The 8,295-nt window shown below is 34.9% G+C and carries 8 protein-coding genes; 1 reads left to right on the top strand and 7 read right to left on the bottom strand.

Going from position 1 to position 8,295, the window contains the following annotated elements; all coding sequences use genetic code 11:
• Positions 1–145: 145 nt before the first annotated feature.
• The 7 genes from AAEO59_RS06355 to AAEO59_RS06325 all read right to left on the bottom strand — a co-directional run bounded on the left by AAEO59_RS06355 (position 146) and on the right by AAEO59_RS06325 (position 5,905).
• Positions 146–271 (bottom strand): FeoB-associated Cys-rich membrane protein, encoded by a 126-nt coding sequence (locus AAEO59_RS06355; RefSeq protein WP_341699900.1) that lies wholly within the window; start codon positions 269–271, stop codon positions 146–148.
• A 5-nt stretch (positions 272–276) separates the two neighbouring features.
• On the bottom strand, positions 277–2,376 hold the full coding sequence (gene feoB / locus AAEO59_RS06350; protein ID WP_341699899.1) for a ferrous iron transport protein B: 2,100 nt from the start codon (positions 2,374–2,376) through the stop codon (positions 277–279).
• 11 nt (positions 2,377–2,387) lie between these two features.
• Positions 2,388–2,615, bottom strand: a complete 228-nt coding sequence (locus AAEO59_RS06345) for a FeoA family protein (RefSeq protein WP_341699898.1) — start codon at positions 2,613–2,615, stop codon at positions 2,388–2,390.
• Positions 2,616–2,693: 78 nt separating this feature from the next.
• The gene (locus AAEO59_RS06340; protein WP_341699897.1) at positions 2,694–3,371 is read right to left on the bottom strand and encodes an SCO family protein; all 678 of its coding nucleotides are present in this window, start codon (positions 3,369–3,371) and stop codon (positions 2,694–2,696) included.
• Positions 3,372–3,419: 48 nt separating this feature from the next.
• Positions 3,420–4,364, bottom strand: coding sequence for a DMT family transporter (locus tag AAEO59_RS06335; protein WP_341699896.1), 945 nt, complete (start codon positions 4,362–4,364; stop codon positions 3,420–3,422).
• The gene (locus tag AAEO59_RS06330; RefSeq protein WP_341699895.1) at positions 4,364–5,188 is read right to left on the bottom strand and encodes an SDR family oxidoreductase; all 825 of its coding nucleotides are present in this window, start codon (positions 5,186–5,188) and stop codon (positions 4,364–4,366) included. Before AAEO59_RS06330 ends, AAEO59_RS06335 begins: the two co-directional genes overlap by 1 nt.
• A gap of 144 nt (positions 5,189–5,332) precedes the next feature.
• Entirely contained in the window at positions 5,333–5,905 is a 573-nt protein-coding gene (locus AAEO59_RS06325; RefSeq protein ID WP_341699894.1) for a porin family protein, read from the bottom strand.
• Between the two features lie 264 nt (positions 5,906–6,169).
• Here AAEO59_RS06325 and AAEO59_RS06320 point away from each other — a divergent pair, with 264 nt between their 5' ends.
• Entirely contained in the window at positions 6,170–8,131 is a 1,962-nt protein-coding gene (locus AAEO59_RS06320; protein WP_341699893.1) for a transglycosylase domain-containing protein, read from the top strand.
• Positions 8,132–8,295: the final 164 nt, after the last annotated feature.

The following is an 8,295-nucleotide window of genomic DNA, read 5'->3' as shown; positions in this document are numbered from 1 at the left end:
GTTTTTTAGCCGAAACTATATCTTGAAAAATCTCAAAAAGCAAAAATGACCGATAATGGATATCTAAAATCGGTCATTTTCTTTAATTTTTATTCAAAAGATAGATTACTTCTGAATGTGCCTGAAAATAGCTCTCTGATTTTTTTTAGTGACATCCACAATCACCGCCACCGCAGTTTTTATCTTTTTTCTTTTTCTTCAAAAAGAACTTTTTAAAAAGATAAACAACAGCAATTCCAAGAATTAAAAAGGCTATGATTTCCTGAAACATCCTTATTATTTTAAAATTTGATAGGCGATCAAAGCAGTAAGGTACGCAAAAGCACTCATAAAAATGAGCTGTCCTAATGGCCATTTCCAGCTATTAGTCTCTTTTTTGATAATGGCTAGTGTACTGGCGCATTGCATTGCAAAGGCATAAAATAAAAGTAACGAAATTCCAGTAGGAAGATTAAAAATTTTAGCTCCTGTTTGAGGATGTACTTCTGATTCCATTTTGTTTTTAATGGTCGTTTCGTTATCTGAACCACCAACACTGTAAATGGTTGCCAGAGTTCCTACGAATACTTCGCGAGCTGCAAACGAACTGATAATAGCAATCCCAATTTTCCAATCATAACCTAGTGGAGCAATTACAGGTTCGATGCTTTTTCCCATAATACCTATGTAGGAGTTCTCTAATTTGAAAGCAGCTACTTTATTGTCTAATTCCGTTTCTGAAATACCTTGGTTTTCAATTTTAGCACCAATAATTTTTTCGGCATCTTTAAATTTTTCACCTGGTCCGTATGAAGCTAAAAACCATAGAATAATGGAAATGGCCAGAATTATTTTTCCAGCACCTGAAATGAAAGCTTTGGTTTTTTCAACTACATTGATGGCAACGTTTTTAAGTAAAGGCAACTTGTAGTTAGGCATTTCGACCACAAAAAATGTTTTGCCACTGTTTTTCATTACTTTGTTGAGGATATAAGCCGATAAAATAGCCATTCCAAAGCCTAAAAGATACAATAACATTAAGGTAAGTCCTTGAAGATTTAAAAAGCCTAATACGCGATTATCCGGAATTACTAAAGCAATGATGATGGCATAAACGGGTAACCTTGCTGAACAGGTGGTGAATGGAGTTACCAGAATGGTGATTAAACGTTCTTTCCAACTTTCAATATTTCGGGTAGCCATGATAGCCGGAATAGCACAGGCAGTACCTGAAATTAACGGAACCACGCTTTTTCCGGATAAACCAAAACGGCGCATGATTTTGTCCATGATAAATACCACACGGCTCATGTAGCCACTCTCTTCCAGTATCGAAATAAAGAGGAATAAGAAGGCAATTTGAGGAATGAAAATCAGGATTCCTCCAATTCCCGGTATGATTCCCTGCGAAATTAAATCGGTTAAGATACCCGCAGGAAGTTCCTCGGCAGCCATTGCGCTTAATGAAGCAAAAGTACTGTCGATAAAATCCATTGGAACCGAAGACCAATTGAAAATGGATTGGAAAATCACAAATAATATCACAAAAAAGATGATGTATCCCCAAAATTTATGCGTTAAAACGCGGTCCAATTTGGAACGAAAATCTTTGGCAATGCTTTTATCAACAGCTAATCCTTCTTTCAATACTTCATTGATAAACTGATAGCGTTTTATGGTTTCTTTTTGTTGTAAGCGCTTTAATTCGGTGTGCGATTTGGTAAATGTACTTTTAATTTCCTTTCTTTCTAAATTTAGAAAGTTCACATCCTGTGTAATTACCAACCAAAGTTTATATAACAATTGATCTGGGAAAGCTTTTTGTAATTTATCAAAATATTCCTTGTCAATGACTGAGGCATTTAAACAAGGCTCGGTTGTGATGGATTTGTAAGTGATTATCAATTCTTTTAATTCCTCAATACCCTGTGCTTTTCGGGAACTAATTAAGGCAATTTTAGTTTTTAATTGTTCTTCCAGAAACGGAATGTTCAAGGAAATTCCTTTGCTTTCCATACGGTCGGCCATGTTAATTACTAAAATCGTCGGAATTTCAAGGTCTTTTATTTGGGTAAAAAGCAATAAGTTTCTTTTTAAATTCTCCACATCAGTAACTACTAAGGCTACATCAGGATACAACTTATCGTTTTTGTTAAGCAGCATTTCAATTACAACATTTTCGTCAATAGAACTGGCGTTAAGGCTGTAAGTTCCCGGTAAGTCCAGAATGTTAGCTTTAATGTTATGATTTAATTTGCAAAAACCAATCTTTTTCTCCACCGTGATACCGGGATAGTTTCCTACTTGCTGATTTAATCCAGTAAGTTGATTAAAAACAGATGTTTTCCCTACGTTAGGATTTCCAATTAAAGCTACGTTGATATTTTGATGCATCATTAAAGTGCCATTTAGATAAGTTCTACTTCGATTTCTTTGGCTGTTTCTACACGAATAGCTACATGAGATCCGTTTACATCAAGGTATAATGGATCTCCAAAAGGAGCAATCTGAAGTAATTCGACTGTGTTGCCCGGTAAGCAACCCATTTCAAGTAATTTTAACGGAATAATGTCGATATCAAAATCTTTGATAATGGCTTTTTCGCTTTTCTTTAATGAATGTATAGTGGTACGCAAGGCTTATTTAGATTGAATTAAGATTGCAAAAATACAGATTAAATTATTAACTGAAATGATTATTATCAGTTTTGTGATTTAATTGGATTGTTTTTCATGACACAAGAAATCAATATCTTCGATAAGTCTTTTGATTTCCTCTTGTTTGGTACCATCGTAAAATCCGCGAACCCTTCTTTTACTATCTACCAATACAAAGTTTTCGGTATGAACCATATCGTACAACTGGCTTGGTTTACCTAATTTGACTGCCAGATAAGATTTTCGGGCCATAGTGTAAATTTCTTTTTTGTCGCCGGTAACCAGATTCCATTTGCGGTCATCCACTCCGTGTTTTATGGCATAAGCTTTTAAGGCTTCGACAGTATCCACTTCAGGAAAAACAGTATGGGAAAGCAACATCACTTTTGGATTGTTGAGGATAGCTTTTTGGACTTCTTCCAAATTGCTGGTCATTTTTGGGCAAATTGAACTACAGGTGGTAAAGAAAAAATCAGCTACATAAATTTTGCCTTCATAATCTTTTTGAGTGATGGTTTTACCGTTTTGATTGGTAAATGAAAAATCAGCAATTGTATGATACTTGCTCACATATTGCACGGTGCTGTCCACCAGTTCCGGATTCACATCGGCAGGATTGTAAATAGGAAGTGTTTTTTTAGGTTTTAAAGCTCCATAAAAAAGGGAAAGTGTAACTACTGAAAAAATAAAAAAGATACCGATGAAGATTCGGTATTTATATAAAACAGATTTCATGAATTTTTTTTGCAAAAATACAAAAACTGTATTGGAAATCAGGAAGCTTTATTTGATTAAAATGTTTGTTTTTTTTCGGTTTTTGCGCAAGGATTTATTAACCAAATACAAGCCAAATAAGGTTACCAGTCCACCAATGGCTATCGAAATACTTAGCGATTCCCCAAAGATAATTGAACCCAAAAGTACGGCTACAACAGGATTCATATAAGCATATAGGCTACTCAATTCCGGAGGAAGATGTTGTAAAGAATAAATGAAAACAGTAAAAGTGATGAGTGAACCAACTACGACTAGGTAAGCAATTGCAAGCCAGGTATCCATTGGAATTTTGCTTAAACTTACCGAAATTCCGGTAGCACCATTGTAAGCAAATAAAAGAATGCTGGAAATGAACATTTGGAATCCCAAACTAAAATACGGATTGTAAGAAGCTGCTTTTTTCTTAGTGTATAATGTTCCAAAAGCCCAGGTAATCGTTGCTAAAACCGAAAGGATTATTCCGAGTTGGAAGTCCGGTTTTAAGAAATCAGCTAGATATTCATAAAAGATGATACATACACCACTAAAACAAATTAAAACGCCCGTTACAGCCAATTTAGCAATTTTTTCTCCTCTAAAATAGGAAATAATCACTACCCAAATAGGGAAAATTGCGGCAATTATGGCGCCCAGTCCACTACTGATGTATTTTACTCCGGCAGTACTGAGTCCGTTACTCAGGGTGAAATTCAATATAGCCAAAATCACAATAGTTTTCCATTGTTTTCCTTTTGGCCAAGGTGACTTGGTGAATAAGAGATAGATAATGTAAAGTGCTCCGGCTAAAAATTGACGAATGGCTGCCATTTGAATTCCGGGAATATAACGCACTCCTTCCTTGGAAGCAATCCAGGTAGTGCCCCAAAAAAATCCAACCCAAAGCAATGCTAAAATAGGAAGTCCAATAGCATTAATTTTAGTAGAAACTGCTGTTTTGATTTTTTGAATCACTATAAATTAGGTTGAGTGAATGTGTAATCTAATAATCGAACTAATTTCTCCGATACAATTGTTTTTCCTGCTGAAGGAATTTCGTGATTGAAGGTTGGCGGAATCAGATTTTCTTCTAATGCTTTCTGTGTGTAATAGTCTTTTCTGCTTGGATGAAAAGGTGTTACGGCATTAAGGACTTCGTTCCAAACAGCATTTGCAATGATTTTTTTGATAATGCCAATGCAATCGTCCAAATGAATCAGATTGACCGGCGAATTGGGGTTTGGTACATTTTCTTTTCCGGCTAAAAAGCGGGCAGGATTACGGTCAGGACCAATTAATCCGCCAAAACGCAAAATAGTTGTTTTGAAATTAGTATTGGCCAATAACAACTGTTCAATTTCTAATAATTGTTTACCGCTTTCGGTCACAGGAATAGCAGGACTATTTTCGTCAATAATTGTATCGGCTTCGCCATAAACGGCAGTCGAACTAATGAAAAGTAGCTTTTCTACCGGGGATTTTTCGATATAAGGAATGAGGTTTTTAATTTTTTGAACAAACGAATTGTTTTGTGCGTCTGAGTAATCTTTATTCTTTCCTCTTAATTTTGGTGGAATAGCAATAATCAGGATTGGACTGTTTTCCAAAAAATCAGCTACAGGAGCAGAGAAATTTTCAACTTCCAGCGCAATGGGATAATGTGCAATTCCGGCATTTTCTAGTAGTTCTCTTTTGTTGTAGGAGGTTGTGGAACCTTTTACCGAATAGCCTTCGCTGATTAAGGCTTTCGCCAAAGGCAGTCCCAGCCAGCCACAACCTAAAATGCTAATTTGTTCCATTTGATTTTGATTATTTAGAAATGCAAATTTCTATATAATTATTTGACTTTTGGGGTTACAGTTGGTTGTTTTTTTGATGAAATTTGGTTGTACAAAAAAACCACGCAATTTGCGTGGTTTTATACTATTCCAAAAAAAAGAATATTAGAATTTGTATCCTACAGAAGCCTGGATTCCAAATTGGTTGTGACCGTTAGTTCCGTTTTCTAAGTCTAAGAAACTGTAAGTGTATCTCGCTTGGATAAAAGCACCAGAGTTAAAGTCATAAGCTAAACCTGAAACACCAGCAACATTGTATTTTCTGAAGTTTAAGTCGCCTTCTAAGTTAGATACTTTTGAGTCAACGATCATAGAAGCTTGTGGTCCTAATTCTAACGATAAACCTTTAACTAAATAGAATTTAGCTAAAACAGGAACTTGTACTTGATTAAGTTCAATTTTAAATCCTGAGTTATTTCCGTTTCCGTCAAATTTGTAGCTTGAGTGAGAGTACAAAGCTTCAACTTGGAACGCAAATTTTTCACACATTTTGAATTCAGAAACTAAACCTGCGTGGTAACCTACTTCAGGACGTAAATCATAAACTGATCCTTCACCTGTAGCTAACCAACCGTAATTAGCTCCGGCTTTAACTCCAAATTGTATTGATTTTGATTCTTGTGCATTTGCAAAAGCAAATGATAATACGGCAACTACCGCTAAAATTACTTTTTTCATTTTTTAATTTTTTTTGTGATGCAAATTTAACTATTACATTCGGAAACCCTTGTGTTTATTGGGTTTTTAACGTTTTGTGTAATTTTCTGTAAGGCAGTGGTTTATTGGTGAGCTAGTCAAAAAATAGGGGAAACTAATATTTGAATTTTAATATTTTAGGTTTAATATCTAATCCAATGAGCTATTTCTAAACTTTACGTTAAGATGTTCAATCGAAGTAAAAAAGTTATTATTTTAGCTGACTTCCAGAAAATGAAATTGTGCATGAGGACGAGAAAACAAAAAATAATCTTAGCTGTAAAAATAATCTTAGCGGTACTAGTGATTGCGATTATTGCTGGTTTTGGTTTTAGAGAAGCGCTTTTACAACAAATGATTGCCAAAACGGCCAATAAAATGGAAACGGATTATGATAGTCAGTTTTTGGTGAAAGAAGCTGCTTTTGACGGAATTTCAGGAGTGCATTTTACAGATGTGATATTAGTTCCTAATCATGCCGACACCTTGTTTAATATCCATGAAATCAAAACGAGTGTAAATCTTTGGCGTTTGCTCGTTGGAGAAGTTCAATTAGGGACATTGAAAGTCGAAGATGGTTATATTCAGTTAACCAAAAAAGGAAAAGTCAAGAATTTTGAAGCCTTTTTAAAAAGAGATAAAGACGAAGAAACTACTAATGATAAAAAAGATTATGCTGCTTTTGCTTATCGTATAATTTCGAAAATACTTAATTTGATCCCAACAGATATGGATATCGAGAATCTGACTTTCAGGCTCGATGATAACGGGAAAAAAGCAATAGTTGATATTGAAAAATTAAAGTTGGCTAACAAAGAACTGGAAACTGCAATTCAGGTACAGACCAATACTTTTGCGCAGCGCTGGAAAATAAAAGGTTTTGCTGATCCAAGAAATAAAAAAGCCGATATCCGATTGTTTAATATAGATACTGGCGCTATTAAAGTGCCTTATTTGGATGAACGCTACAATTTGATTTCAAGTTTTGATTCCATTCGTCTGAATGTCGAAAATATTGATAAAAGCGGAGGTGAGTTGCATATAGATGGTTTTGCATCGATAGCCAATTTGAAAATCAATCATAAGCGAATTGCTCAAAAAGATGTATTGATAAAAAATGCCCGTTTTGATTATCGTTTCCTTTTAGGTTCTGACTTTATCGCTGTTGACAGCTCTTCGACAGTGCAACTTAACAAAGTAAAATTCCATCCCTATCTGGCTTATGAAACCGAAGAAGACACGGTATACAAACTCAAAGTAAATATTCCTAAAATGAAAGCCCAGGATTTTATTACTTCACTTCCAGATGGCTTGTTTACGCATTTTCAAGGTATGGAGGCTGAGGGAAGTTTTGATTACAATCTGGATTTTAAATACAATAAAAACAAACCTCATGATTTGGTTTTCAATAGTAATCTTCGAAAAGAAAATCTGAAAATTACCAAATATGGTGAAGCCAATTTGAATAAATTGAATAGTGAATTTGTGTATCGTGCCATCATTAATGGTGTTTTGCAACGACCGGTTTTAGTAGGTTCAGGCAATGTGAATTACACACCTTTAGACCAAATTTCGCCTTACTTGCAAAAATGTGTTCTCACTACCGAAGACCCTTCGTTCTTTTCGCATCATGGTTTCATCAACGAAGCCTTTAAGCAATCTATCGCTAAAAATATTAGAACTAAAAAATTTAGTCGTGGTGCCAGTACCATTAGTATGCAGTTAATCAAAAATGTTTTTCTGACCAGAGAGAAAACTTTGTCCAGAAAACTGGAAGAAATTCTTTTGGTTTATATTTTGGAAAACAACCGCATTGTGAGCAAAAACCGCATGCTGGAAGTGTATTTTAATATTATCGAATGGGGGCCAAATGTATACGGAATTGGCGAAGCATCTCAGTATTATTTCCAGAAAACTCCAGCCGAATTAACTTTTAACGAATGTCTGTATCTGGCTCGAATAATTCCGAGTCCGAAAAAATTCATGTATCTGTTTAATGATGAAGGGAATTTGAAAGAATCGTCTATGAATCAGGTTTCATTTCTGACTAATCTAATGATAAAACGTGGACTGCTTACGGTTGATGATACTATTTTCAAAAAACAACAAACCGTTTTAACCGGTCCGGCTAAATCATTACTCCGTATAAAAGTAAAAGATACTACGGTTGTAGATTCCTTGGAGCTGAAAGAGGAATTTGAGTTTTAAAAATAGTTAACTACAAAGAGCATGAGCTAACACAAAGTTCTTTTAGTTTTTTATTTTTAACCATTAAAAATAACCGCAGATTCGCAGATCATAAATTAAAATCTGCGAATCTGCGGTAGTGATTCTTGTGTTCTTTGCGTAAAATCTTTACTAACTCTGCGGTT

The organism is Flavobacterium flavipallidum (genome assembly GCF_038289905.1).
Classification (GTDB): Bacteria; Bacteroidota; Bacteroidia; order Flavobacteriales; family Flavobacteriaceae; genus Flavobacterium; species Flavobacterium flavipallidum.
Note: the sequence above shows the minus strand (reverse complement) of the source record. Positions and strands in the feature narration are given on the sequence as shown.

Coding starts and splice junctions, on each gene's coding strand:
- AAEO59_RS06355 (WP_341699900.1), bottom strand. CDS start 271: ATGTTTCAGGAAATCATAGCCTTTTTAATTCTTGGAATTGCTGTTGTT.
- feoB (WP_341699899.1), bottom strand. CDS start 2,376: ATGATGCATCAAAATATCAACGTAGCTTTAATTGGAAATCCTAACGTA.
- AAEO59_RS06340 (WP_341699897.1), bottom strand. CDS start 3,371: ATGAAATCTGTTTTATATAAATACCGAATCTTCATCGGTATCTTTTTT.
- AAEO59_RS06330 (WP_341699895.1), bottom strand. CDS start 5,188: ATGGAACAAATTAGCATTTTAGGTTGTGGCTGGCTGGGACTGCCTTTG.
- AAEO59_RS06325 (WP_341699894.1), bottom strand. CDS start 5,905: ATGAAAAAAGTAATTTTAGCGGTAGTTGCCGTATTATCATTTGCTTTT.
- AAEO59_RS06320 (WP_341699893.1), top strand. CDS start 6,170: ATGAGGACGAGAAAACAAAAAATAATCTTAGCTGTAAAAATAATCTTA.